22 protein-coding genes are annotated in these 24,990 nt (G+C 72.8%); 3 read left to right on the top strand and 19 right to left on the bottom strand.

The genetic code is table 11. From position 1 onward, the window contains the following. Positions 1-5 precede the first annotated feature (5 nt). From OG455_RS20220 to OG455_RS20165, 12 genes are all read right to left on the bottom strand, one after another. The gene (locus tag OG455_RS20220; protein ID WP_266295697.1) at positions 6-1,550 is read right to left on the bottom strand and encodes a cytochrome ubiquinol oxidase subunit I; all 1,545 of its coding nucleotides are present in this window, start codon (positions 1,548-1,550) and stop codon (positions 6-8) included. A gap of 251 nt (positions 1,551-1,801) precedes the next feature. After that, positions 1,802-2,422, bottom strand: a complete 621-nt coding sequence (locus OG455_RS20215; RefSeq protein ID WP_266295695.1) for a Uma2 family endonuclease — start codon at positions 2,420-2,422, stop codon at positions 1,802-1,804. Positions 2,423-2,523: 101 nt separating this feature from the next. Continuing rightward, on the bottom strand, positions 2,524-4,161 hold the full coding sequence (locus OG455_RS20210) for a cell wall metabolism sensor histidine kinase WalK (protein WP_266295694.1): 1,638 nt from the start codon (positions 4,159-4,161) through the stop codon (positions 2,524-2,526). 7 nt (positions 4,162-4,168) lie between these two features. Next, positions 4,169-4,978, bottom strand: coding sequence for a response regulator transcription factor (locus OG455_RS20205; RefSeq protein ID WP_266300888.1), 810 nt, complete (start codon positions 4,976-4,978; stop codon positions 4,169-4,171). Positions 4,979-5,137: 159 nt separating this feature from the next. Further along, the gene (locus OG455_RS20200; RefSeq protein WP_266295693.1) at positions 5,138-5,827 is read right to left on the bottom strand and encodes a VC0807 family protein; all 690 of its coding nucleotides are present in this window, start codon (positions 5,825-5,827) and stop codon (positions 5,138-5,140) included. Between the two features lie 241 nt (positions 5,828-6,068). After that, positions 6,069-6,824, bottom strand: a complete 756-nt coding sequence (locus tag OG455_RS20195) for a hypothetical protein (protein ID WP_266295691.1) — start codon at positions 6,822-6,824, stop codon at positions 6,069-6,071. A gap of 76 nt (positions 6,825-6,900) precedes the next feature. Continuing rightward, on the bottom strand, positions 6,901-8,109 hold the full coding sequence (locus OG455_RS20190) for an ABC transporter permease (RefSeq protein WP_266295689.1): 1,209 nt from the start codon (positions 8,107-8,109) through the stop codon (positions 6,901-6,903). Beyond that, positions 8,106-8,990, bottom strand: coding sequence for an ABC transporter ATP-binding protein (locus OG455_RS20185; RefSeq protein WP_266295687.1), 885 nt, complete (start codon positions 8,988-8,990; stop codon positions 8,106-8,108). Before OG455_RS20185 ends, OG455_RS20190 begins: the two co-directional genes overlap by 4 nt. Continuing rightward, entirely contained in the window at positions 8,990-10,666 is a 1,677-nt protein-coding gene (locus OG455_RS20180; protein ID WP_266295685.1) for a biotin/lipoyl-binding protein, read from the bottom strand. Before OG455_RS20180 ends, OG455_RS20185 begins: the two co-directional genes overlap by 1 nt. A 359-nt stretch (positions 10,667-11,025) precedes the next feature. Next, complete coding sequence (locus OG455_RS20175) at positions 11,026-13,314, bottom strand: FtsX-like permease family protein (protein ID WP_266295683.1); 2,289 nt, start codon at positions 13,312-13,314, stop codon at positions 11,026-11,028. Next, entirely contained in the window at positions 13,311-14,054 is a 744-nt protein-coding gene (locus OG455_RS20170; RefSeq protein WP_266295681.1) for an ABC transporter ATP-binding protein, read from the bottom strand. Before OG455_RS20170 ends, OG455_RS20175 begins: the two co-directional genes overlap by 4 nt. Next, a complete protein-coding gene (locus OG455_RS20165) occupies positions 14,051-14,575 on the bottom strand; it encodes a PadR family transcriptional regulator (RefSeq protein ID WP_266295679.1) in 525 nt (174 codons plus the stop codon). The genes OG455_RS20170 and OG455_RS20165 overlap by 4 nt, the downstream gene beginning before the upstream one ends. Positions 14,576-14,718: 143 nt before the next feature. Between OG455_RS20165 and OG455_RS20160 the strand changes: the two genes are divergently transcribed. Further along, positions 14,719-15,114 (top strand): VOC family protein, encoded by a 396-nt coding sequence (locus OG455_RS20160; RefSeq protein ID WP_266295677.1) that lies wholly within the window; start codon positions 14,719-14,721, stop codon positions 15,112-15,114. Positions 15,115-15,158: 44 nt separating this feature from the next. Here OG455_RS20160 and OG455_RS20155 read toward each other — a convergent pair whose 3' ends face one another. The 3 genes from OG455_RS20155 to hisC all read right to left on the bottom strand — a co-directional run bounded on the left by OG455_RS20155 (position 15,159) and on the right by hisC (position 17,908). Then, the gene (locus OG455_RS20155; RefSeq protein WP_266295675.1) at positions 15,159-15,902 is read right to left on the bottom strand and encodes an SDR family NAD(P)-dependent oxidoreductase; all 744 of its coding nucleotides are present in this window, start codon (positions 15,900-15,902) and stop codon (positions 15,159-15,161) included. 205 nt (positions 15,903-16,107) lie between these two features. Beyond that, a complete protein-coding gene (locus OG455_RS20150; protein WP_266295673.1) occupies positions 16,108-16,641 on the bottom strand; it encodes a hypothetical protein in 534 nt (177 codons plus the stop codon). Between the two features lie 187 nt (positions 16,642-16,828). Next, positions 16,829-17,908, bottom strand: coding sequence for a histidinol-phosphate transaminase (gene hisC / locus OG455_RS20145; protein ID WP_266295671.1), 1,080 nt, complete (start codon positions 17,906-17,908; stop codon positions 16,829-16,831). Between the two features lie 393 nt (positions 17,909-18,301). On the opposite strand from hisC, the gene OG455_RS20140 reads away from it, so the two are divergent. Both OG455_RS20140 and OG455_RS20135 read left to right on the top strand, forming a co-directional pair. Beyond that, complete coding sequence (locus OG455_RS20140) at positions 18,302-19,477, top strand: LacI family DNA-binding transcriptional regulator (protein ID WP_266295669.1); 1,176 nt, start codon at positions 18,302-18,304, stop codon at positions 19,475-19,477. Between the two features lie 152 nt (positions 19,478-19,629). Beyond that, positions 19,630-20,841 carry a metallophosphoesterase gene (locus OG455_RS20135; protein WP_266295667.1) on the top strand — a complete coding sequence of 404 codons (1,212 nt, stop codon included), beginning with the start codon at positions 19,630-19,632 and terminating at the stop codon, positions 20,839-20,841. Positions 20,842-20,943: 102 nt separating this feature from the next. Here the strand turns inward: OG455_RS20135 and OG455_RS20130 are convergent, their stop codons facing one another. From OG455_RS20130 to OG455_RS20115, 4 genes are all read right to left on the bottom strand, one after another. After that, positions 20,944-21,327, bottom strand: coding sequence for a YrdB family protein (locus tag OG455_RS20130; protein ID WP_266295665.1), 384 nt, complete (start codon positions 21,325-21,327; stop codon positions 20,944-20,946). A gap of 63 nt (positions 21,328-21,390) precedes the next feature. Then, on the bottom strand, positions 21,391-21,822 hold the full coding sequence (locus OG455_RS20125) for a GNAT family N-acetyltransferase (RefSeq protein WP_266295663.1): 432 nt from the start codon (positions 21,820-21,822) through the stop codon (positions 21,391-21,393). Positions 21,823-22,009: 187 nt separating this feature from the next. Further along, positions 22,010-23,245, bottom strand: a complete 1,236-nt coding sequence (locus OG455_RS20120) for a hypothetical protein (protein ID WP_266295661.1) — start codon at positions 23,243-23,245, stop codon at positions 22,010-22,012. Next, a complete protein-coding gene (locus OG455_RS20115) occupies positions 23,242-24,669 on the bottom strand; it encodes a hypothetical protein (protein ID WP_266295659.1) in 1,428 nt (475 codons plus the stop codon). Before OG455_RS20115 ends, OG455_RS20120 begins: the two co-directional genes overlap by 4 nt. Between the last annotated feature and the right edge of the window lie 321 nt (positions 24,670-24,990).

The following is a 24,990-nucleotide window of genomic DNA, read 5'->3' as shown; positions in this document are numbered from 1 at the left end:
CGGGCTCAGTAGGCGAAGGCCAGCGGGCGGTCGGCGTCCTCGTCCGAGGATGGGCCGCGCAGCGTGGGGTCCTTGGCGGGCGGGCGCTCGTCGACGTCCGGTCCGGCCTTGGCGTACTTCACGAGCAGCCGGACCTCGATCACCGCGAGGATCGCGTAGAGCGCCGTGAAGGTGCTGAAGGCGATCACCTGGGTGGTCACGCTGACGTTGGGCGAGACCGAGTCCGCGGTGGTCATCAGGCCGAAGACGGACCAGGGCTGACGCCCCATCTCGGTGAAGATCCAGCCGAAGCTGTTGGCGATCAGCGGGAAGCCCATGGTCAGGATCCCGATCCGCCAGCTCCACTTGGTCAGTTGCGGGCCGAGCTCGCGGTTCCTCGTCAGCATCAGGCGCGGCGGCTCGTCCTCGCCGGTGCGGAACCCGGGGTCCAGGAACTTCTTGCGCCGAGTGGTCCAGAGCCCGATCGCGCCGGCCACGAAGGAGGTCATCCCGAACCCGATCATCAGCCGGAAGCCCCAGTAGGTGACGAAGATGTTGGGGATGTAGTCGCTCGGTCGGCCGCCGTACTTGGCGGCCTCGGCGGCGGCGGTGTCGTTGATGCCGGGCACCGGCGAGCTGAAGTCGCTCTTGGCGAGGAAGGACAGTATCCCGGGGATCTCCAACTCGACCGAGTTGTGGCCCTGGTTCACGTTGCCGATCGCGAAGATGGAGAACGGCGCGGGCGACTCGGTGTCCCAGAGCGCCTCGGCGGAGGCCATCTTCATCGGCTGCTGCTCGAACATCACCTTGGCCAGCGTGTCCCCGCTGAGCGCGGTGCCCAGGCCCGCGACCACGGCCAGCACCAGGCCCAGCCGCAGCGAGGTGCGCATCGAGGCGGTGGTGCGCCGGTCCACCTCGGCGGGGCGGCGCTTGGCCCGCCACAGGTGCCAGGAGGCGATGCCGACCATGAAGGCGGCGCCGGTCAGGAAGGCGGCGGTGAGCGTGTGGAAGACCACGACCAGCGTGGTGTCCTGGAAGAGCACCTGGGTGATGCTGGTGAGCTGGGCCTTCTTGGTCACCGGGTCGATGGTGTAGCCGTTCGGGTGCTGCATCCAGGAGTTGGCCGCCAGGATGAAGTACGCGGAGAGCACGGTGCCCAGCGCCACCATCCAGATGCAGGCGCAGTGGATCTTCTTCGGCAGCTTGTCCCAGCCGAAGATCCACAGGCCGATGAAGGTGGACTCGAAGAAGAAGGCGATCAGCGCCTCCATCGCCAGCGGCGCCCCGAAGACGTCCCCGACGAAGCGCGAGTAGTCCGACCAGTTCATCCCGAACTGGAACTCCTGCACGATCCCGGTCACCACGCCCATGGCGATGTTGATCAGGAAGAGCTTCCCCCAGAACTTGGTGGCGTGGAAGTACTTCTCCTTGCCCGTCCGCACCCAGGCCGTCTCCAGCCCCGCGACGACCGCCGCCAGACTGATCGTCAGCGGCACGAAGAGGAAGTGGTAGACGGTGGTGACGCCGAACTGCCACCGCGCGATGGTGTCGTGAGCGATCGCGAGCTGCACTTCGCCCTCATTCCTTCGATCCACTGTCCGGTTCGATGGGTTTCGATCCGGTTCGACCCAGATCTTGCCTCACGAATCGGACAAAACCGCCCTTTGCCATGAACAGCGCCATTGCTGGTCAAGCTTGCGAGCTTGTGAACGTGAACACGTTCACAAGCTCACCGTTGAGGACAGTATGCCGCACACCTGTGCGGCCGGAAGTGGCGGGGGTGGGGTGAAGACGGAGGGGAACGCTCGTGAACGCGTGAAGGTCAGGCCTGCTGGTCGAGCGGGCCGCCGGTGATCTCCGGACCGATCACGAAGCCCTTGGCCGGGCCCTCGGGAACGAGGGCCTCCTCGCCGTAGGGAGTACGGACGGACCTGGCGTAGGCGCCGCGCTTGGGATCGGGGCCGCTCAGGACGGTGACGGCGCCACCGGTGTCGTAGTCGTCGATGATCACGTAGACCGGGATGCCGGCCTGGGCGTAGGCGCGGTGCTTGCGGACCAGGTCGCGCTGGCGGGCGTCGCTGCCCGGGGAGACGGTCTCCACCACGAGGCCGACGCCGGAGGTCAGCACCCCCAGGCCCTCGGGGTGCTCGATCTCCTCGGTCTCGTCGGGCGCGACGAAGACGTCAGGGATCAGAACCTTGAAGCCGTGGATGACGTTGAAGTCCTGCGCCGGCCCGAAGCCACTGCCACGAAGGAAGTCGTGGAGCGCTCTGGCGAGACGGCGATTGACCTGAGCATGGCGACTGCCGCCGGTCGGTGACACCTCGATGACTCCCTCGATGATCTCCGCGTGGAAGCCCTCGGGAACATCCATGGACTGCCACATCTGCCACAGGGCCTGGTCCAGGTCCACGGTGATCACCTCGGTCGCGAGCGCCGTCATGAGGACACCTCTCTTCCCGTCCAGTGTGAGCGGCGGGGCCACCGTGGCACAAGCCGCAGCCGTACGGTCACACACCGATGGACGCGCGCAAGGGGGTTTGCCTAGTCACCACTCGATCGGGGCAGCGTCAGCCGGAAGGTGGCGCCGGTGCCCGGGCCGGTGTGCAGCACGAGGGCTCCGCCGTGGGCGCGGGCGAAGGCGGTGGCGATGGCCAGGCCCAGGCCGGCGCCGCCGCCGTCGTGGCGGCTGCGGGAGGCGTCGACGCGGTAGAAGCGCTCGAAGACGCGCTCGGCCTGGTCCTGGGTCAGGCCCGGTCCCGAGTCGGCCACTTCGAGGACGCAGCCGTCGGCGCCGGTGCCGACCCCGATCCGCACGGCGGTGCCGCGCGGGGTGTGCTTGACCGCGTTGCCGACCAGGTTGGTGACCACCTGGCGCAGCCGGGCCTCGTCGCCGAGCACGGCGGCCGCGCCGGGCGATCCGGACCCGCCGGGGCCGGTGAGCGAGACCGGGCGGGTGGGGTCCAGCGCGGTGAGGTCGTGCAGCGCGTCGGCGGCCAGCGTGCGCAGGTCCATCGGGGCCAGGTCGAGCGGGCGCTCCTCGTCGAGGCGGGCCAGCGTGAGCAGGTCCTCGACCAGGCCGCCCATCCGCACCGCCTCGCTCTCGATCCGGTCCATGGTCCGCTTGACGTCCAGGTCCGAGGCGAGCGCGCCCATCCGGTAGAGCTCGGCGAAGCCGCGGATGCCCGCCAGCGGGGTGCGCAGCTCGTGCGAGGCGTCCGCGACGAAGCGCCGCATCCTCGCCTCCGAGGCGGCCTGGGCGGCGAAGGCGGACTCGATCTGGTCGAGCATCCCGTTGAGTGCCAGCGAGAGCCGGCCGACCTCGGTGCCGCGCGGCAGCTCCGGCATCCGGTAGGAGAGCTCGCCGGCCGCGATCAGCTCGGTGCCGTCCTCGATCCGGCGCAGCGGCTTCAGCCCGGCCCGCACCGCGAAGGCGCCGAGCCCGGCGATCAGCAACAGCACCGCGCCGCCGATCGCCAGGAAGGCCTCGCCGAGCTTCGAGACGGTGGAGTTCACGTCGTCGAGCGAGCTGGCCACCATCACGTAGGACGACGGGTTGGTGCCGGGCGCGGGCGGGTTGGCCCGCTGGATCGGCAGGACCAGGGCCCGCCAGTGGGTGTCCCGGCCGCCGGGCAGGTCGAAGCCCCTGCCGAGGTGGTCGGTGACGGTCGCCTTGGTGACCCCGGACAGGTCGGGTTCGGGGTCACTGGCCGCGATCGGCTGGCGGTAGGTGCGCACCACGCTGCCGTCGGCGGCGAGCATCCGGACCTCGAACTCGCTCGGCAGGCCGCTCGCACTCTGCAGTCGCTTGGGACCGTCGTCGGGGTCCTGCTGCTCGGTGGGCGGTCCGAACCGCCCTTGGCCGGAGGCACCCGGCTGGTGCTGCCCGTTGCGGTGGGCGAGCTGGGTGCCGAAGCGCTCCAGCTGCTGGTCGAGCCGGCCGGTGAGCTGCTCGCGCACGGTACCGAGCACCACCACGTCGCTGACCACCAGGCCGGTGGTGACCAGCACCAGGGTGAGCGCGAGCAGTCGGGCCCTCAGCGAGAGCCGTCCGGTGCGGCGCAGCACGGCACCCGGGCGGATCGAGCGCAGCGTGGGCCGGCGCAGCGTGGGCGGGCGCAGCGTCGAGAAGACGTGCCGGATCTTCGCGCCTCCCGCACGCAGCACACGCTGTCCCCGCATGACCTCGTCAGTCCTGCGACTGCTGCGGCGGGCGGCGCAGCGCGTACCCGATGCCGCGCACGGTGTGGATCAGCTTCGGCCCGTGCTCGGGGCCGGAGTCCAGCTTGCGCCGCAGGTAGGAGATGTAGGACTCGACGATGCTCAGGTCGCCGCCGAAGTCGTAGGCCCAGACGTGGTCCAGGATCTGCGCCTTGGAGACCACCCGGCCGACGTTGGCCATCAGGTAGTGCAGCAGCTTGAACTCGGTGGGCGAGAGCGAGATCGGGCGGCCGTCCCTGGTGACCTCGTGGGCCAGCGGGTCCAGGGTCAGGTCGGCCACGGTGAGCCGGCCGTCCTCGGCCGGGCCGCCGGCCCTGCGCAGGATCGCCCGGATCCGGGCGATCAGCTCCTCCAGGCTGAACGGCTTGGTCACGTAGTCGTCGGCGCCGGAGGCCAGGCCGTGCACCTTGTCCTCGGTGCCGTCCTTCGCGGTGAGGAAGAGCACCGGCAGGTGATCGGCGGGGCGCGGACGGCCGGGGCGGGCGGCCAGGCCGGCCGGGTTGGCGATCTGCTGGCGGCGGGTCTGCTCGCGCAGCCGCTCGACCACGGTGAAACCGTCCAGGTCGGGGAGCATCACGTCGAGCACCACCAGGTCGGGGCGCTCCAGCGCGATCGCGGCCAGCGCCTCCTCGCCGGTGGCCGCGGACTCCACCCGGAACCCGGAGAAGCGCAGCGAGGCGGAGAGCAACTCGCGGATGTTCGGCTCGTCGTCCACCACCAGCAGGAAGGCCTCGCCGGAGAGCGCGGCCGCACTGGTGGAGACCGTTCCTGTCGTCACAGTCCCTGTCGTCACGGGGTCCGCCTCCCGGGGGTCTTGGGCTTGTCGGCCGAGCAGCTGATGGTTTCGGGAGGTTACGCGGAATTCATGAGAGTCCGATGAACGCGCCAAATCCTCCGTATCCGAAGGATCCAGCGCGTTCGGTACTCGTCAGTACGCTCAGGCCCGCTGGGCAGCAGCCGCGGCAGCCGCGGCCTGGCCGCGGGCCTGGGAGCGGCGGGCGTAGCTCATGGTCCAGAAGACCAGCAGGCCGGTGACCGCGTAGGGGAGGATGTTGTTGACGGTGACGGCCTGGCCGTCGGTGAGCGAGTAGACGCAGACCACCCGCACCACGGCCTCGATCAGGAAGCCGACGCCCCAGCCGATGGTCAGGTTGCGCTGCACCCGGCGGAAGCCCTCGTACTGCCACAGGCCGTTCCACCAGGCCACCTGCTCCGGGGTGCCGTCGGTGGCGAACTTGCGGCCGAAGTAGAACATCAGCGGCCGGCGGGCCGCCAGGGTGACCAGGCAGAGCACCCCGAACAGGCCGGTCACCACCGAGTCCTTGGCCAGCAGCAGCTTGGCGTCGTGCGGACCGATCAGGGCGGCGACACCGCTGAGCGCGATGAAGATCAGCGAGATCAGCGCGAACTCGTCGGCCCTGCGGTGCCAGGCGAGGTAGACCGCGATGTCCACCAGCGGGCCCAGGCCTCCGGCCAGCACAGCCTGGAAGTCGGTGGCGCCGTGGGCCTTCAACTGGTTGTAGATGAGGATCGGCGCCACGATGTTGAGGCCGATGCTGAGCACCCAGCCGAGCGCGGCGGCCGAGCCCTTCCGGGCAGGGGCGGGCGGCGGAGTGGGACTGGACATGTGGTTCCCCCGTGGAGCGGTCTGCGACGGCTCGCCGGCCGACGGCCGGGCCGCCGACATTGTGGCTGATCTGCGAGGACCCCGCCTAGGCCGGAATGATCACGATCTGATCCGACGGCCGGCCGGGCGCGCGCGAAGGCCCACGCGCGAAGGCCCACGCGCGAGGGCCCCGGAATCCTTCTCCCGGGGCCCTGCGATCCACCGTCATGCCATGGGGCCCGCGCCAAGGCGCGAGCGCGCGTCAGCCGCCGTTCGACGTGCCGCCGCCGCCCGTGCCGCCGCCGAACCCACCGCCGCCGAAGCCGCCCGCGGTGGTGCTGCCGCCCTCGGTCAGCTGGGAGGCGGTGTAGCCGCCGGAGCCGTCCGGGGTGCCCACCACGGTCACGCTCTGGCCCGGCTGCAGGTCGCTGACCTGGCCGTTCTGGGTGACCGAGACCTTGGTGGAGCTGCCGGTGGTGACCTTGACGATGTTGCCGTTGGCGTCGGTCAGGTAGACGGTGCTGCCGTCCACCAGCTTGACCGTGCCGCGGGTGAGACCACCCGCGCCGCCGGCACCGCCACCGCCGTAGCCGCCGCCCCCGGTGGCGCCTGCTCCGCCGGCACCCCCCGTGGCCCCGCGGCCACCTCGGGCGCCGCCGCTCTGGCCCGCCTTCTGGATCGCCGCGGTGATCGCCCGGCTGGCGGACGTGGTGTTGTTGCCGTGGTTCTTCTGGTACCACGCGCCGCCGGCGAAGGCCGAGGCCGCGATCACCCCGCCGGCCAGCAGCATGGTGACCCACGGCAGCTTGCGGCGCGGCGGGGCCGCCAGCTCGGCGGTGATGTCCCGGGCGTCCGGCGCGGTGGCCAGCAGCTCGGCGTGCGCCGCCGACTCGGCCGACAGCGCGGTCCCGCCCGAGGGGGCGGACGGCTGGCCGGCCGACTGGGAGATGGCCGGCAGCCGCATGGTGCTGTCCGCCGGGCCGGCAGCCCGGACCAGGTCGCTGTTGTTGGTAGGCATGGGCTCTGACTGCTCCCGCTCTGCTCGCTCGGTGATCATGACTGATCCGTGGTCGTACCGGTGGCCATCGCGCGCCTCACTCGTGCCGCAGGGCGTCGATGGGCCGCAGCGAGGCGGCCCGGTTGGCCGGGTAGCTGCCGAAGAAGAGGCCGATCGCCACCGCGATCCCGAAAGCGCCGAAGACCGAGGAGGGGATCACCACGGGCTTGATCCCGACCACGCTGAAGTGGGAGCCGAGGATGCCCGCGGCCACCCCGAGACCGGCGCCGAAGACCGAGAGCAGGGTCGACTCGGTCAGGAACTGGCCCAGGATCACTGCCTTCGGCGCGCCCAGGGCCTTGCGGATCCCGATCTCCCGGGTCCGCTCGGTCACCGTGACCAGCATGATGTTGGTGATCCCGATCCCGCCGACCAGCAGCGAGATCGCGGCCACCGCGCCGAGCAGCACGGTGAAGGTCTGGCTGGTGCTCTCCCGGGCGCTGAGCAGCGAGGTCTGGTTGCTCACCCGGAAGTCGAGCTTGCTGGGGTCGGTCAGCGAGTGCGTCCCCATCAGGATCTGGGTGATCTCGCTCTGCGCCTGCGTGGTGGTGTCGGCCGACGTGGCCTGCACCAGGATCTGGCTGACCGAGCTGAAACCGGTGAAGGCGTTCTGCACGGTCGGCAGCGGGGCGATCACCACGTCGTCCGGGTCGGTGAACCCGGTGGCGCCCTTGGTCTGCAGCACGCCGACCACGGTCAGCGGGGTGCCGCCGAGGCTGATCGTCTTGCCCACCGGGTTCTCGTTGTCGAACAGCTGCTGCGCGGTGGTCGAGCCGATCACCGCGACCTTGCGCGAGTTGAGCACGTCGTCGTTGCTGAAGTAGTCGCCGGAGGCGATCTTCTCGTTGGACGTCTCGAAGTACGCCGGGTAGGTGCCGATGACCGAGCCGGGGGTGTACGAGATGTTGCCGTAGACGGCGGCCGCGGTGGTGGTGACCACCGGGGCGACCGACTTGATGTCGGGCGCCGCGGCCGTGTCGGCCAGCGCGCGGGCGTCGTCCACGGTCAGCTTCTTGACGGTGCTGCTGGTGCGCGCGCCGCCGGAGCTGCCCGAGGTGACGGTCAGCGAGTTGGTGCCGAGCGAGGTGATGGAGTTCTTCACCGCGGTCGAGGAGCCGTTGCCGACCGCCAGCAGCAGGATCACCGAGGCGACACCGATCAGCACGCCGAGCATGGTGAGCGCGGAGCGCACCTTGTTGGCGGCCAGGCCCGCGAAGGCGAAGCGGATCATCTGCCAGAGGATCATGACCGGCCCCCGATCAGCGCGCCCTGCTGCTGGGCCGCCAGCTGGCGGCCCAGCACCGGCGGCGGGCCGACGACCGGGCCCTGCCGGACGTCCGAGATGACCTGGCCGTCCACCAGGCGGATGACCCGCTTGGCGTGGGCGGCCACCTCGTCCTCGTGGGTGATCAGCACGACCGTTCGTCCGGTCGCGTTCAGTCCGTCGATGATCGCCAGTACCTCTTCGGTGGAGCGGCTGTCCAGGTTGCCGGTCGGCTCGTCGGCCAGCAGCATCGCCGGCGCGGTGACCAGCGCGCGGGCCACCGCCACACGCTGCTGCTGACCGCCGGACAGCTCGTTGGGCTTGTGGTCGGCCCGGCCGGTGAGCCCCACCAGGGCCAGCGCCGCGAGCGCGCGCTTGCGGCGCTCGGCGGCCCGCACACCCGCGTAGGCGAGCGGGAGTTCGACCTGGGCCAGCGCGGTGGTGCGCGGCACCAGGTTGAAGGACTGGAAGATGAAGCCGATCTTGCGGTTGCGGACCAGCGAGAGCTGCCCCTCGTCCAGGTGACCGACGTCGATCCCGTCCAGCAGGTAGCGGCCCGCGGTCGGCACGTCCAGGCAGCCCAGGATGTTCATCAGGGTCGACTTGCCCGAACCCGAACTGCCCATCACGGCCACGAAGTCGCCCTGCTCGATGTCGAGGGTGACACCCAGCGGCTCGTCGGTGGCCGGGTCGGACGGGCCGCGCAGGGCGTGCACCGTCGCGTCACCGTGGCCGTAGGACTTGCGCAGCCGGCGGACCTGGATGACCGGCGGCGGCGCCTGCTGCGCTTCCGCCTGCGGGTCGCCCTGGGCGGCACCGGCCTGCGCCGGGCCGCCGCGATGGGCGCGGGCGCGGCGAGCCATCAGGCACCGCCCCGGGCGCCGCCGCCGCCACCGAAGCCGCCACCGCCGCCACCACCGGTGAAGCCGCCGGCGCCGCCGGTGCGACCCGCGCCGCCCGGGAACGAGCCGCTCGGGAAGCCGTTGCCGCCGCCGGTGCTGGCCGAGGTCAGCTGGACCTTGTCACCCTCGTTGAGGCCGGAGACCACCTGGACGGTGGAGTCGCCGACCACGCCGACCGTCACGGTCACCCGGGAGGTGGTGCCGTCCGCCTTCACCACGGTCGCGGTGCGGCTGGTGCCGGTGCCGGAGAGGGCCGCCGCGGGGACCGAGAGCGCGTTGTCGGCCTCGCCGGTGACCACCGAGACGGTCGCGCTCAGGCCGGTGCGCAGCTGGCTGGTGTCGCCGGCGATCTGCAGCGTCGCCGCGTACTGGACCGCGCTGCCGGCCGCGCCGCCGCTGCCGCTGCTCGACACCGGCAGCGAACTGACGGAGAGGACCGAGGCGTTGAGCGTGGTGGAGGACTGCGCGTTGAGCGTGACGGTGGCGCCCTCGCCCTTCTTCAGCTTGAGCGAGTCGAGCTCGGAGAAGTCGGCGGTGACCTGCATCCCGGTCGGGTTGGTGATGACGATGAAGCCCGAGGGAGCGGAGGAGGACGAGGAGCTGGTGGTCTTGCCGCTGCTGGAGGAGCTGGCGCCGGAGCTGCCGGAGCCGCCCGAGCCGGCGTCGCTGCCGGTGCCCGAGACGGTGTCGCCGACCTTGTTGGAGATCGACGCGACGGTGCCGCCGACCGTGGCGGTGAGCGTGGTGCCGGTCAGCGCCGTCTGCGCGTCGGTGACGTTGGTCTGCGCGGTGGCGACCTGCTGCTGCGCCTGGGTCAGCTGCTGCTGGGCCTGGGTCACCTGCTGCTGGGCCTGGGCCACGGCGGCGGGGTCGACCTTGGTGGTGGTGATGGTGGTCATCTGCGGGGCGGGGGTGTTGTTGCTGCCACCGCCGCCATTGTTGCCGCCACCGTTGCCGCCGCCGCCGTTGTTGCCGCCGCCGTTGCCGCCGCCATTGCCGCCGCCATTGCCGCCGCCGCTGTTGCTACCGCCGCCCGCCGACGAACCGGCCGTCGGGTCCGGGGAGGTGGTCGAGGTCGGCGTGGTGTTCGAGGCCGGGGTCGCGGTCACGGCGCCGCCGGCCGAGGCACTCGGGTTGGGGTGGGTGTACGAGGACTGGACGACGGCGCCGGAGCTGCCGACCGGGACAGTGGTGGTCGTGGTCGTGCCCGCCTGAGCCTTCGTCAAGTTGGCCTGCGCCGTGGTCACCCCGGCCTGCGCCGTGGCCAGCCCGGCCTGCGCCTCGGTCAGCGCGCCGTTCGCGGCGGTTACCGCCTGCTGCGCGGCCGTGGTGTCGACGGTGGCCAGCACCTCGCCCGAGGTCACCGTGTCACCGACCGAGACCTTGACCGCGGTCAGCTTGCCGCCTGTGACGAAGTTCTCGCCCGCGTCGGTGGGCGAGCTGAGGGTGCCGGATCCGGACACGGTGGCCAGGACCGTGCCCTTGGTCACGGTCGCCGTCCTGGTCTGCGGCTTGCCGGCGGCCGAGCTGCTGGTGCTGTTCACGGTGGTGTAAGCCAGCGCGCCCCCCGCGAGGAGGGCCACGCCGAGCAGTGAGTTGACGATGACGGCGCCACGCCGTCGCGGGAGGACCTTCATAGCGCACAAGACTCGCCCGGCGCTCTTGCGAAGTTCTGAGCGCAACCTGAGAGGATGCTGAAGCGTTCGGGTCGGACAAACGGCCCGGTCCGGGACATGTCTCCGAGGTCTTGGCGATCCTGGGAAACGCCTATGGCGCAACTCCCAGGATCTTCCCAGGCATCTCGGGCGCGGTATTCACGCCGGACCGTGCCGGGCTGTCGCCTTGTCGACCTTGTGGCCCGTGCCCGGCCTTGGTGTGACTGAACGGGCCGTGACCGAAGGACCTCGACCCGGGTCGGCGGGCACCCGAGGGACCCTAGCAGCAGCTGACTGATCATCAGCTGAACTGTGGAACCCCTGGGCGCCCGCGCCACCGGTCACTCGTTGCGTGCCGTCTCCGGGCCGGTGATCCGTTCGAGCAGGGGCAGGGTGGAGCCGATCACCCCGAGCGAGGCGGCCAGACCCAGCAGCACCAGCAGGTAGTAGGAGAGGTCGGGCGCCCGCACCGAGTAGCCGTACTGGGCCTGCAGGAAGAGCTGGGCGGCCACGAACCCCATCCCGATCGCCACCACGGCGACCACGAGCAGCGGCAGCGCGCTCTCCAGCAGCACCACCCGGCGCAGGACCGCCAGCCGCACCCCGGTCAGCCGCAGCAGGCTGAACGGGCGCTTGCGGTCGCTCAGGCCGCCCGCCACGGCGACGGCCAGGCTGCAGCCGGCGATCGGCAGGCTGATCAGGATCACCACGTCGGCGAGCTGCTGGTAGCCGCGCAGCTCCGCCGACATGTCGGAGCGGTCCTCGCCGATGGTCTCCGGCAGCCGCTCGGTCGGGTAGCTGCTCGCCAGCAGCGTGCGCGCCCGTTCGACCGCCGGCAGGGACCCGTCCGTGGCCACCACGACCAACTGCACCGGCAGGCGGTCGACCTGCTGGGCCGAAATGGTGGCGGTGGGCCAGTGCGCGGGCCAGATCTCATCGCGGTTCAGCCCGATGGAGCCGAGGAACGGTGTGATCGTGGCCGCCTCGGCGCCGGGGCCGCAGACGCCGAAGGCCGGGGTGGTCGCGAGCTGCGCGCAGTCCACCAGCGCGCCCGGGGGCGGTGGGCCCTTGGCGAGCGAGCCCTTGGCAGGCGGGAGAACCACCGGGTCGGAGGTGCCGAGGGGATCCGTGTGGACCACCGTCACGCCCGTCACGCCCGGGATCGCGCGCAGCGCGGCGAGGGCCGGATCCGGCAGCGGGCTCTCCGGGTCGACCGGCTGCCCCGCGGGCGTCCAGCCGTGGAAGTAGGAGCCGACCAGCACGTCGCGGACCGAGGTGCTCCCCTGTGGCACCCCGCGTTCCGCGGTCAGCGCGTCGATCACCCCCACGGCGCCGCTGGTGACGCAGAGCGCCAGCACCAGCCCGCTGACCGCGCGGAAGCCGGCCTTCGGGTCGTCCGCCAGCCGCCGCCCGGCCACCAGCACCGCCGGCCGGCCGGTGCGCCGGGCCATCAGCCGCGAGCCGACCATGGTCAGCCACGGCCCGGCGAGCACCAGGCCGCCCAGGATCAGCAGGATGCCCGGCACGAAGGCCCGCACCTGGCCGGCCGAGGTGTGTGGGCGCCGGCCGATGAAGTACGAGAGTTCGAGGACGCCCAGCGCCAGCGGGAGCACCCGGTAGATCCGGGGCGGCCGCGGGGTGGCCCGCCGGGTGACGCCGAGCGGGGAGATCCGCACCCGGCGCAGCGCGATCCGGGCCGCCACGGCCGCCGCCACCGGGACGCCGAGCGCGACCGCCAGCACGTCGTTCAGGTTCAGCGCCACGTCGCTGGTGAAGAACCGCGCGGTGGTGAGGTCGACCGTCGCCAGCAGCGGACGCAGCAGGAAGAACAGCCCGAAGCCGGCCACCGTGCCGGCCACCGCGGCGACGGTCGACTCCACCGCCGAGACCACCGAGATCTGCCGGGGTGTCGCGCCGACCAGGCGCATCGCGGCGAAACGCTGCTCCCGCCGGGTGGCGGCGAGCCGGGTCGCGGTGCCGATCAGGATGACCACCGGGAAGATCAGCGCGGCCGCCACCACCGAGAGGATCAGGTCCATCCCGTTGGCGTTGGTGCCCACCGGGCAGCTGGCGCACTCGCTCGGCGGCTTGGTCATGATCGAGGTGATCTGCCGGGCCTCGGGATCCGCCGACAGTTCGCCCGGGGTGTGGCCGATGACGATGATCAACGAGTCCGGCGCGGGCAGCGCCACCGAACCGATGGTGCCGATCCGCTGCCCGGGATAGCGGTCGGCCAGTTGGTCGGCCGGGGTGCCGCTGAGCAGCTTCGCCATGGCCGGCGAGGCGTAGTACTGCCCGGGGCCGGGCAGCTTCGGGATGCCGGGCGGCAGCGGCGAGTCGGGCCCGGTGGCGGCGACGTCCACCCGGCCGATGGTCCTGTCCTGGAACCTGTCGGCCCTGATCAACCACCAGAGCGGCTGGGTGCCGGCGGCGGGGGCGGCGCCCGAGTCCGCGACGGCCCCGCTGTCGAGCCAGGAGTTGCGCCCGTTCTGGGTGTTGGTGGCGTTGATGGCCGCCAGGGTGCCCAGCAGCATGCCGACCCCCAGCGCCACCGCCGCCGCGACGATGACCAGCCTGGCGACCGACTCCCGACCGGCGGCCAGCGTCAGTCGCAGTCCGAAGCGGATCACGAGGCCCGCCCCTGCCCGGAGAGCCCGGAGACCCCCGAGACCCCCGAGAGCCCCGAGACCCCCGAGAGCGAGGTCACCTTGCCGTCGCGCACCACGACCTCGCGGTCCGCGCAGGCGGCCACCCTGGGCTCGTGGGTGACCAGCACGACGGTGGTGCCCTGCTCGCGGGCGGTGCCGACCAGCAGGTCCATCACCTGCTCGCCGGTGAAGGAGTCGAGCGAGCCGGTCGGCTCGTCGGCGAAGAGCACGTCGGGCTCGGCCACCAGCGCGCGGGCCAGCGCGACCCGCTGCGCCTGACCACCCGACAACTCCCCCGACCTGCGCCGCTCCAGGCCCTCCAGGCCGAGCCGCCCGAACCACTGCCCGGCCCGCTCCAGCGCGTCGGCCCGGCGGGCGCCGCCCAGCAGCAGCGGAAGCGCGACGTTCTCCTCGGCGGAGAGCTCGGGCACCAACTGGCCGAACTGGAAGACGAAGCCGAAGCGGTCCCGGCGCAGTTCGCTGCGCTCGGTCTCGCGCAGGGTGTCGATCCGGCAGCCGTCGAACCAGACCTCCCCGGACTCCGGGGTGAGGATCCCGGCCAGGCAGTGCAGCAGGGTCGACTTGCCCGAACCGCTGGGGCCCATGATGGCGACGATCTCGCCGGCCGCCACCGCCAGGTCGGCGCTGCGCAGCGCCGGTGTCTGGCCGAAGGAGAGCACTGCCCCGCGCGCCTCGATCAGGAACTCGCCGTCGGCGCTCATGCGTTCACCTCGTCGGCGAGCGCGCCGAGGCGGGCGGCGGTCTGGTCGATCCAGCGCAGGTCGGCCTCCAGGTGGAAGAGCCCGTGGTCGGCGAGCAGCCGGTCGACCAGCGAGCCGCTGCGCCGGATCTCGGTCAGCTCGCGCATCCGCTGCAGGTGCGCCGCCCGCTGGGCGTCGAGGTAGCCACCGGCGTCGCGCCCGAGCATCAGGGCGAGCACGACCTTGGTGAAGAGCACCGTCTGCAGATGGGGTTCGGCCTCGGCCGGTGCGCCGAGCCAGGTCTCCAGCTCGGTGGCCCCCAGGTCGGTGATCACGTACCGCTTGCGGTCGGGACCGTCGCCCGGCCCGACCTCGCCGACCACCACCTTGCCGTCCCGGGCCAGCCGGCTGAGGGTCGAGTAGACCTGACCGGGGGGCAGCGGCTTGCCCCGGCCGAAGTAGGTGTCGTAGTCGCGCTTGAGGTCGTAGCCGTGGCTCGGCTCGCGTTCGAGCAGCCCGAGGAGGGCCAGAGGAACTGTCATGACTGAGTATCTACACTCAGTATCTAGTGGGAGTCAACACCGAGTATCTACTTACCGTCAGTCACCCCCTCACGTTCGACCGCCCGTTGCCCGGTGCGATGATGACGTCACGTCAGTCCGCCGACCCGCCGTCAGGAGCCCCTGTGACCTCCCGCGTCCGCAGCATCACCTTCGACTGCGCCGACCCCGCCGCCGTCGCCGCCTTCTGGGCCGCGGCGACCGGTCGGACGGTCGTCGACGACGGGACGGCGGAGGCCCCCGAGTACCTGCTCAGCGACCCCGGCGACCCCGCGCTGCCCAACCTGCTCTTCCTCCCCGTCCCCGAGGGCAAGAGCGTCAAGAACCGGGTCCACCTCGACCTGCAGCCCGCGGACCGCACGCGGGACGAGGAGGTCGCGCGACTGCTGGGCCTGGGCGCCGCGCTGCTCGCCGACCACCGCCGGCCCGACGGCACCGGCTGGGCGCTGCTGGCCGACATCGAGGGCAACGAGTTCTGCGTGGAGCGCAGCGCGGCGGAGCGGGCGGCGACAGGGGGCTGAGCGAGCGGTCCGGCCGGCCGGCCGACCCAGGCTCGGCCACCGGTTCAGGCGGCGTATCCACCGTCCACGGAGATCGCGGCACCGGTGATGTAGCGGCCGCTGTCACCGGCGAGGTGGGCCACCGTCGCGGCGACCTCGGACGGCAGACCGAACCGCCCGAGCGGCGTGACCCCGCGCTGCGGATCGGCCGCCGGCCCGTCGGCGGGGTTCATCTCGGTGTCGATCGGGCCGGGGTGGACCAGGTTGACCGTGATGCCCCGCGGTCCCAGTTCACGGGCCAGCGCCTTGGTCAGCCCGGTCAGCGCGGTCTTGCTCATCGCGTAGAGCGAACCACCGGGGAACGCGACCCGCTCGGTCATGCAACTGCCGATGCTGATCAGCCGACCGCCCTCGCCCAAGTGCCGCACCGCGGCCTGGAATGCGAGGTACGGCGCCCGCACGTTGACGTGCAGCACCAGGTCGATGTCGGCCGAGGACATCTCCTCGATCGGACCGAGCACGCCGGCCCCCGCGTTGTTGACCACGATGTCCAGGCGCCCGAACTCCGCGACCGCCTGCTCCACCGCGACGGCCACCGCCACCGGGTCCGCGCCGTCCGCCCGGACCGCCCAGGCCCGCCGACCCAGCGCCTTGATCCGGTCGACCACCTCCGCCGCGCGGTCCGCGCTGTGCTGATAGGTCAGCGCGACATCGGCGCCGTCCTCGGCCAGGCGGAGCGCCACCGCCTCACCGATGCCCCGGCTGCCGCCGGTCACGAATGCCACCCTGCCGTCGAGTACTGCGGTCATCGTCGTCCCATCTCCCGTGTGGATCACCTGACATGGAGATCCTCCGAGATCAGCGGCCGCAGGTCCGGCGGCAATCGGACCTCGCGTTGCGACCGCGCGGGACGCGATGACGGGCCGGGAAGCGGACGAGATCGTCATCGTCCAGGCCCGCTACCGCTACTGATCATTGCTGTGCCCCGGTGCCGGGCGGCCCGCGCCGGCGAGGTCAGCCGAGCAGGGTGCGGGCCAGGCGGCTCTGCAGGCCGGTGAAGGCGCGGGCTGTCAGCAGCAGCAGGAGGAGCAGCGGCACCCCGCCGGCCAGCGCGTGGCAGGCCCACACCCCGGCGTAGCTGGGGCCGCCCCAGGCATGCGGGTCGAAGCCGATCATGCCTATCAGGGGGCGGATCGGGTAGGCGAGGTTGATCAGGGAGAGGTAGCCGAGCCAGCCCAGGACCAGGGTGGCCGCGGCGTTGACCGGCAGGCCGATCAGGGCGTGCGCCAGCACCCGCCCCACCAGGCGGCGCGGCGCCGGGGTGGCCGGCTGGCCGAGCGAACGGCGGACCAGCGCCCGGTACCGCCGGGCCACACCCGGGCTCACCACCGAGGCGGCGGCGGCGAGCAGGGCGAGCGGGAGCGAGCAGAGCGCGTACCGGGCGCGGCGCCAGGCGGCGGCCGAGACGGCGCCGCGCAGCCGGGAGGCAGCGGGCGCGGCGGCCGGGGCAGCCGGGGCAGCCGGGGCGGGGACGGTCAGCGTGGTCATCTTCGGCCTCCAGGACGGCGGATCAGCAGGTCAGCTCCCCGATGACCACCATCCTGCCGCCGCCCGGCAGGCCCGTCAGGCGTGCCACCACGTCAGTTCCGAGGTGGTGCTGGCACCACCCCCGAAGCGGCCACCCCCGAAGCAGCCGCCCCCGCCCGCCCGCCCCGCCCCGCCCCGCCGGGGCCGCTCAGAGCTCCTTGCGGAACTCCTGCGCCGCCGCGAGGAACAGGTCGTTGCCGGCCACCTCGCCGATCGTCACCCGCACGCCCTCGCCCGCGAACGGCCGCACGATCACGCCCGCCGCCGCGCAGGCCGCCGCGAAGTCCAGGGTGCGCTCGCCCAGCCGCAGCCAGACGAAGTTGGCCTGCGAGTCGACCACGGTCCAGCCCTGGCCGGCCAGCGCCGCCGCGACCCGGGCGCGCTCGGCGACCAGCGCCTCGACCCGGACCAGCAGCGCGTCCTCGGCCCGCAGCGAGGCGACGGCCGCGTCCTGGGCGAGCTGGCTGACGCCGAACGGGATGGCGGTCTTGCGCAGCGCGGTGGCCACCTCCTCGTGGGCGATGGCGAAGCCGACCCGCAGGCCGGCCAGGCCGTAGGCCTTGGAGAAGGTGCGCAGCACGCAGACGTTGGGCCGCTCGCGGTAGAGCTCGACGCCGTCCGGGATCCGCTCGTCGCGGATGAACTCGCGGTACGCCTCGTCGACCACGACCAGGATGTCCCCGGGCACGGCGTCCAGGAAGCGCTCCAGCTCGGCACGGTGGATCGCGGTGCCGGTCGGGTTGTTCGGGTTGCAGACGAAGATCAGCCGGGTGCGCGGGGTGATGGCGGCGAGCATCGCGTCCAGGTCGTGCTCCTCGCCGGCGGTCAGCGGGACCGGCACCGGAGTGGCCCCGGCGACCTGGGTGATGATCGGGTAGGCCTCGAAGGAGCGCCAGGCGAAGATCACCTCGTCGCCCGGGCCGGCGGTGGAGGAGATCAGCGACTGGGCCACACCCACCGAGCCGGGGCCGGTCGCGATGTGCTCGGCCGGCACCCCGAAGCGCTGGGCCAGCTCGGCGGTCAGCTCGGTGACCGCCATGTCGGGGTAGCGGTTGATCGAGCCGGCGGCGGCGACGGTCGCCTCCAGCACGCCGGGCAGCGGCTCGTAGGGGTTCTCGTTGGAGGAGAGCTTGAAGGCGTCGACACCGGCGGGCTTGCCGGGCTTGTAGGTGGGGATGCCGTCCAGGCTCGGCCGAAGCCGGGGGCCCTGCGCTGCCGTACCGCTCACGGTGCTGTTCTCCTTCGTCACTGTCCAGGGCGCCCCTGTCCAGGGCGCCCCCGTCCGGGCCGGCCCGGTGGGGCGTGCCCGGTTGCCGGTGTGCGCCCCGGCGCTCGGTTGCGCGCCGGTCGCGTGCTCGGCCACCTGTCCCTGGTCGGGTGCTCAGAACGATACCGAGCGCGCTCACCCGTGCGAGTGAGAAGTTGGGCCGGGACACCGCCGAGGATCAGCCATTGTGCCTCGTTCCTGTGGCACATGTCAGAGGTAATCGGCCGAAATCAGACCACGGATCCAAGGGCCGGAACGAGCCGCGGGGGCGGAGAAACGGTTCTGCGGCGGCCCGCGGCGATCCCCGCACGCGTGGTTCGGCGAGGGGCCGGGGCGCCATACGATCGGTCCGCCATGACAGCAGCAGCCAATCAGAACGGTCGGCGACCCCCCACCTCACGACGTCTGGAACGGGCCGGCATCCGGGATGTGGCAGCAGCCGCCGGAGTGTCGATCACCACCGTCTCGGACGCCCTGAACGGGAAGGGCCGCCTGCCCGACGAAACCCGCAGCCGGGTGCGCGAGGTCGCCGAGCGCCTCGGCTACCGGCCGTCCGCGGCCGCCCGCACGCTGCGCACCGGCCGGTCCGGGCTGATCGGGCTGACCGTCACCACCTACGGCGAGGAGCCGTTCACCTTCACCGAGTTCGCCTACTTCGCCGAGATGGCCAGGGCCGCCACCAGCGCCGCGCTCGGCCGCGGCTACGCGCTGGTGGTGCTGCCCGCCTCCTCCCGGCACGACGTGTGGAGCAACGTCGCGCTGGACGGCACCGTGGTGATCGACCCGTCCGACCAGGACCCGCTGGTCAGCGAGCTGTACCGGTCCGGGGTCCCGGTGGTCAGCGACGGCAAGCCCGGCAACTGCCCGGTCACCGCCTGGGTGGACAACGACCACGAGGCCGCCGTGCTCGGCATCCTGGACCACCTCAGCGAGGCCGGCGCCCGCCGGATCGGCCTGCTCACCGGCACCAGCACCGACACCTACACCCGGCTCTCCACCGACGCCTACCTGGGCTGGTGCGAGCGGGTCGGCCAGGAGCCGGTCTACGAGGCCTACCCCGCGCACGACCCGGCGGCCGGCGCGGTGGCCGCCGACCGACTGCTGGCCCGGCCCGACCGGCCGGACGCGGTCTACGGGCTCTTCGACCCCAACGGCACCGACCTGCTGGCGGCCGCCCGCCGCTACGGCCTGCGGGTGCCCGAGGACCTGCTGCTGGTCTGCTGCAGCGAGAGCGACGTGTACGCCGGCACCGAGCCGCCGATCACCACCCTCTCGCTCAAGCCGCGCCGGATCGGGACCACCGTCGTCAACCTGCTGATCGACGCGATCGAGGGGGTCGACTCGGGCACCGGAGTGAACCTGGCCGAACCCGGCCAGGGCGCCCGGCTCTTCCCGCCCCGCTACCGCACCGCCGGGACCGGGCCGCCGCCGGGCACCCTGATGCCCACCGAGCTGATCGTGCGGGCCTCCTCGCTGCGCCGCAGCCCCCGAACCACCGTCAGCCCGCCCCGCACCCCGGGCGAGGGCTGAATCCTCCGGCCTTCGAGCGGGAGGGCTCCCACCGCCGCCCCTGCCGACCGCGGCCGGGCGGCGTCCCGCCGCGGCCGGTGACGGCGCGCTCGCGCAGATTGGATACCCACCGGGTGAGGACGATGGGAGCGGGCTCTTCCTATGATGGGCGAATGACACCCGAGGACCGCTTCCCCGGGCCTGAGCTGCCCCAGTCAGGCCCCCGCCCGCAGCAGGACCTCGACGTGCTGCCCTACGGCTCCTACTTCGAGCCCAATCCCCCTCAGGAGTACCCGGATTCACCAGGTCACCAGGTCGCCGAGCGGGCCGGCGGACCGGATGCCACCTTCAGCGCGTTCGGCGGGGCGCGCTACCTGGAGCAGCACTGGCCGGTGACCGGCCACGCCACTGGGCAGACGCCGGGCTACCCCGCCTTCCTGGGCGCCGAGCGCCAGGGCCAGCGCCAGGGCCAGGCCCCCGCCCAGGACGACCCGCCGACCATCGAGCTCGGCCCGCCGATCACCGAGGAGAACCCGTACGCGGCGTCCTACCCGCCCCCGGACACCGACCCGGGCCCGGTCGGCCCGCTCTACGTGGTCGGCGACGTGCACGGCTACCTGGACGAGCTGCTCGCCGCGCTGCACGAGCAGGGCCTGGTCGACGGCGAGGGCCACTGGTCGGCCGGCCGGTCCCGGATCTGGTTCCTCGGTGACTTCACCGACCGCGGTCCCGACGGGATCGGGGTGATCGACCTGGTGATGCAGCTGGCCGCCGAGGCGGCGGCGGCCGGCGGCTACTGCCGGGCGCTGATGGGCAATCACGAGCTGCTCTTCCTCGGCGCCCACCGCTACGGCGACGAGCCGGTGCAGTCCACCGCCGGCACCGCCTCGTTCCGCGCGGCCTGGCTGCTCAACGGCGGCCAGCAGCACGACCTGGAGCGGCTGCAGGGCCACCACATCAGCTGGCTCAAGCGGCTGCCCGCGATCGCGCTGGAGGACGGGCACCTGCTGCTGCACTCCGACACCACGGCGTACCTGGAGTTCGGCGACTCGATCGACGAGGTGAACGACGCCGTCCACAACCTGCTCGCGGACGAGGGCGCGGACGACTGGTGGGACGCCTTCCGCCGCTTCACCAAGCGGTTCGCCTTCCGCGGCGAGGGCGGCCCGATGGCGGCCGGCGAGCTGCTGGGCACCTACGGCGGGCACCGGGTGGTGCACGGCCACAGCCCGATCCCGTACCTGACCGGCGAGGCGAACAACGGCAGCGGCGAGCGGCCCTACGTGCCGGGGCCCTACATCTACGCCGACGAGCTGGCGGTGGCGATGGACGGCGGGGTCACCATGGAGGGCCGACTGCTGGTGGCCCGGCTGCCGGTGGACTGACCGTCGGCAGCCGGGCCGGTCGAGGAGGTGGCGGCCCTGGGAGGTCGCGGCCCGGGGACGTCGTGGCCCGGGGACGTCGTGGCCCGGGGAGGTGGCGCGGCGTCAGCGGTTCGGGTTCTGGTACTGCTCCTGCCAGCCCGGCTTGTTCCGCTGGGACGTGACCAGGGCCGTGTTCACCAGGGCCAGCGCGCCGAAGGCCACGCCCCAGGCCCAGCCGGCCCGCGCGCCGAGCGCCAGCGCGCCGGCCCCGAAGACCAGCGCCTTGACCAGCAGCACGCCCGCCACCGGCAGCTTCACCGAGGCCCGCGGGGCGGCGTAGCGTCCCCAGAGCACGGCGGCCAGCAGCGGCAGGCCGATCGCCAGCAGCAGGTGCACGGCCGTGTCCGGCCCGGTGCGGTACCCCCACCAGGCCAGGAAGCCGAGTGCGGCCAACTCGATGAAGAACGCCAGGACATCGTTCAGGGCACGCAGTCCATTGGTCACCATGGCCCGCACCCTAACGGCAAACCGCTTGCCCGAGGTCGAGTATCGCTTGAGCGTGACCGGATGTCAGAGCTCGCGGGCGAAGTGCAGCGCCACGATCGACATCCTGCGAGCGTGGTAGAAGCGGTGCGCGCCGTGGTTGGCGGCCCCGGAGTCCAACTCGATCCGCACGCAGCCCGAGCGGCGGGCGCGCTCCTCCAGCTGGCCGAGCAGGTGGGCGCCGACGCCGCCGGAGCGGACGTCGGGGTCGGTGACCAGGTCGTCGACGAAGAGCAGCCGCCCCCGGCTGGTGGCCAGCACCCGGTGCGCCGCCACCGCCAGGCAGCGCCCGCGCGGGTCGTAGGCGGCCGTGAAGACCAGCCCCTGGGCGTGCGCCTCGGCGGCGAAGGCGGCGAACTCCGCGCGCCCCAGGCCCGGCCGCAGCAGCCGGATCAGCGGGGCCACGTCCCGTTCCAACTCCACCTGGTCAGGCGTCACATCACAGACGATCAGCTCCATGGCGCACCACCTTAGACCGGCCGGCGAATGGTGGGTGGGGCAAGGAGCGGGTCGAGGGCCGAGTCTGGGCGGCGCCGACGAGGAAGTCCATGCGGAGCATTGGCGACTGAGGAGAAGCCGTCCAGGCGACAGCCATCGGCACGCGACGCCGCCCACCATTCGCCGGCCGGTCCCGGACCGGCTGGTCTTAGACCGGTCGGGAGGCGGTGGGCCCGCTCCCGGCCCGGACCTGCTTGCGGAAGCCGTCGAGCACGTCCTGGCGCAGCAGCCGGCCGAAGCCGGCCGACTCCAGGCGCAGGCCGAGCACGGCCTCGGTGACGCCCAACGCCTCGGCCGTGCGCGCCAGGTGCCAGTCGTGGGCGGCGAGCCGGCTGAGCAGGTGGCCGCGCCGGGTCTGGTTCTCGGAGAGCCGGAAGGTCTTGAGGTAGGCCAGCCGACCGTGCTCGTCGGTGATCGTCTCGCCCAAGTGGTTCTCCCGCTTGAGCTGGAAGCCGGGCAGGAAGCGGTTCAGCGTGAAGCGGCCCATCCGGTACACGGTGCTGACGGTGTGCTCGTCCGCCAGCAGCCCGGCCGCCATGGTGGTGTCGTGGAACTCCGCCCACTCCCGCTCCTGCTGCTCGGCCGCGGCGCGCAGCTGGGCCAGGGTGCGGATGCCGGGCCCCGGGATCGAGGCCCGGAAGGCGGGCAGCGGCAGCATCAGGGCGGTGTAGTGGTGGACCAGTTCGCCGTACAGGTCGTGCAGCAGGCTGGGGTGCAGCGCGCGGTAGTCCTCGGGGTGCGGAACCACGAAGGCGGCGGCGAGCGCGTCCGCGACGTACAGCAGCACGCCGCACTGGCCCGGGTGGATCTCGAAGATCCGCAGCGCGTCGGCCAGTCCGCTCACCTCGCCGCCGAAGTAGGCCTCCTCCGCGCGCGGCGACAGCCCCTGCCGGATCGCCCGCTGCGACCACTCGCGCCAGGCGATGACGGGCCCGTTGAAGTGCAGCGCGAGGTAGCCCTCCAGGGCCAGGTGCAGCGGCAGGAAGCGCAGCCGGGTGCGGTCCTCGCGGCGGGCCATCCGGTGCTGGCCGCGCGGCTGGAGCGGCACCGACCGCGGGTGCTCGGCCACGTCGAGCTGGGTGCCGTAGGCGGCGGCCGCCGTGCCGTCCCGGGTCCAGTCGGCGACGAAGCCGTGCGGGATGTACGAGGTGTACGTGCTCCGGTCGTCGAGCCGCACCACGCTCGGGCCGCCGTCCGAGGGGTAGAGCCGGCGGTGCAGGCGCAGGTCGGTGATCGGCTGCTCGCGCACCAGCGGGACCAGCCGCACCGCGCCCCAGCTCTGCGCGGGGCGGGTGGCCAGGCCGGTCAGGTCGAGGGTGCTCAGGTCGGGGGTGGTCAGGTCGGGGGTGCTGAGGTCGGGGGTGCTGAGGTCGGGGGTGGTCATCGGGTCTCCTGGCTCAGGAAGGCGGCCACCCGCGCGTCCAGGTGCGCGCGCAGCTCGGCCAGGCCGGTGCGGCCCTGGGCGAACTGGGCCAGCTCGACGAGCGCGGGCAGGTCCTCGGCGTCGCGCAGGCCGGCGGTGGGGACGCCGGGAGCCAGCCGGCGCACGTCGAAGTCCTCCGCGTCGTAGACCGGGTTGAGGTGGACGACGCTGGTGCGGTGCCCGGGGTCGAGCCGGGTGCGGTGCACCCTGAGCACCTCGGCGGCCAGCCCGGGCGGGGCGTTGTCCCAGCCGTCCGAGACGATGACCACCAGGTCGGGGGAGGTCTCCAGGGCGTCCAGCACCCGGTGCCCGAGCGGGGTCGGGCCCAGCGGGTGGGCGAGCAGCGCGTCGGTGCGGCCCGAGGTCCAGTGCGCCGTGTACCGCTGGGCCAGCTCCGCCAGCAGGTGGTGGGCGGCGAGCGCGACGGCCAGCGGGCGGCGGCGCTTGGTGCCCGAGCCGTAGCTGGAGAAGCTGTCGTCGAGCACCGCCGCCACCGTGCCCCAGCGGCCCCGCAGCGGCCCGGCCGCGCGGACGGCGGCGGCCCGCAGCGCGGCGGTCAGCTCGGCGCGGCGCTCGCGGCGCTCGGCGGTGGGCAGCGCCAGCGTGTAGGAGGCGAGCCGGGTCAGCGGCATCCGGGCGAGGTCGGCGGCCGGTGCCTGGGCGCCGTGGGCCCGCGCGGACTCCTGCAGCCGCAGCTGCTCCAGCCGCGTGAGCCGGGGGGCGATCCGCTCCAGGAAGGCGCCGCGCGCGATGCCGTGCTTGGCCGCGAAGCCCTCGGCGACGGTGAACGGCAGCTCGTACAGCGCCGGCTGCTCGTAGTGCGCGCGGCGCCAGGCGTCCAGCAGCGGGGCGTCGTAGTGGGCCCGGCGCTTGGGGGCGAACAGGAAGTCGCCCAACTCCGCCTCGGTGGGGGCGAGATGGGTGTGCCGAAGGGCGGCCTTCAGGCCGCTGCGGTACTTGACGGCGTCGAAGGCGGGCTCGGGGCGCGCGGCCAGCCAGTCGCGGATGATGGCGCGGGTGCGGCGGTTGTTCACCTTGGCCCGGCGCAGCTGCCCGAAGAGCCGGTAGACCCGCTGCGGCGGCAGCGTCAGCAGCCGGCGGGCGATCAGCGCGCCCTCGGTGCGGCGCTCGGCCGGCGCCGCCTCGTCGGCGTGCACCAGCAGCGCCTGGATGATCAGGGCCGCGTTGTGGTCGTTGCAGCCCAGGGCGAGCGTGGCGGCGTACAGCTCGCGGTAGTTGACCCGCAGGTACTCGTGCAGGAAACCGAGCGAGAGCCGCTGGGCGCCCGCTCCGGCGTGGAACTCGCGCTGGCCGGTCGCGGTGATCGCGGCGTTGACGAAGAGCAGCACGTCGTCGGCGGCGATCAGGTCGGCGTGGCTCTCCATCGCGGGCCTCCAGGCGCCGGTCGATCGGGGGCGGGGATCGTGAGTTGGCAGGTGTCGGGAGCTGACGGGAATCGGGAGCTGACGACGGCCGGCCGGGGAGATGGGGGCACGAGCTGCGAATCATCGCGGTAGAGGCGGGTCCCGGAAGTCGCACCGGAGTCCCGCGGCCGGACCGTCGAGCCCGACCGTAACAGAGCGGTGGAGGCGCGGTCCGCCGGTTTTCTTCCCGCCGTCCGCTGCCACTTCGCGCCTCCGGGCTGCCTCCTAAGAGGCACGGATATGCCCACGAACGGGGCATGTGGGACGCGGTCCGGGTCACTA

Source organism: Kitasatospora sp. NBC_01287, assembly GCF_026340565.1.
Lineage (GTDB): Bacteria > Actinomycetota > Actinomycetes > Streptomycetales > Streptomycetaceae > Kitasatospora.
Note: the sequence above shows the minus strand (reverse complement) of the source record. Positions and strands in the feature narration are given on the sequence as shown.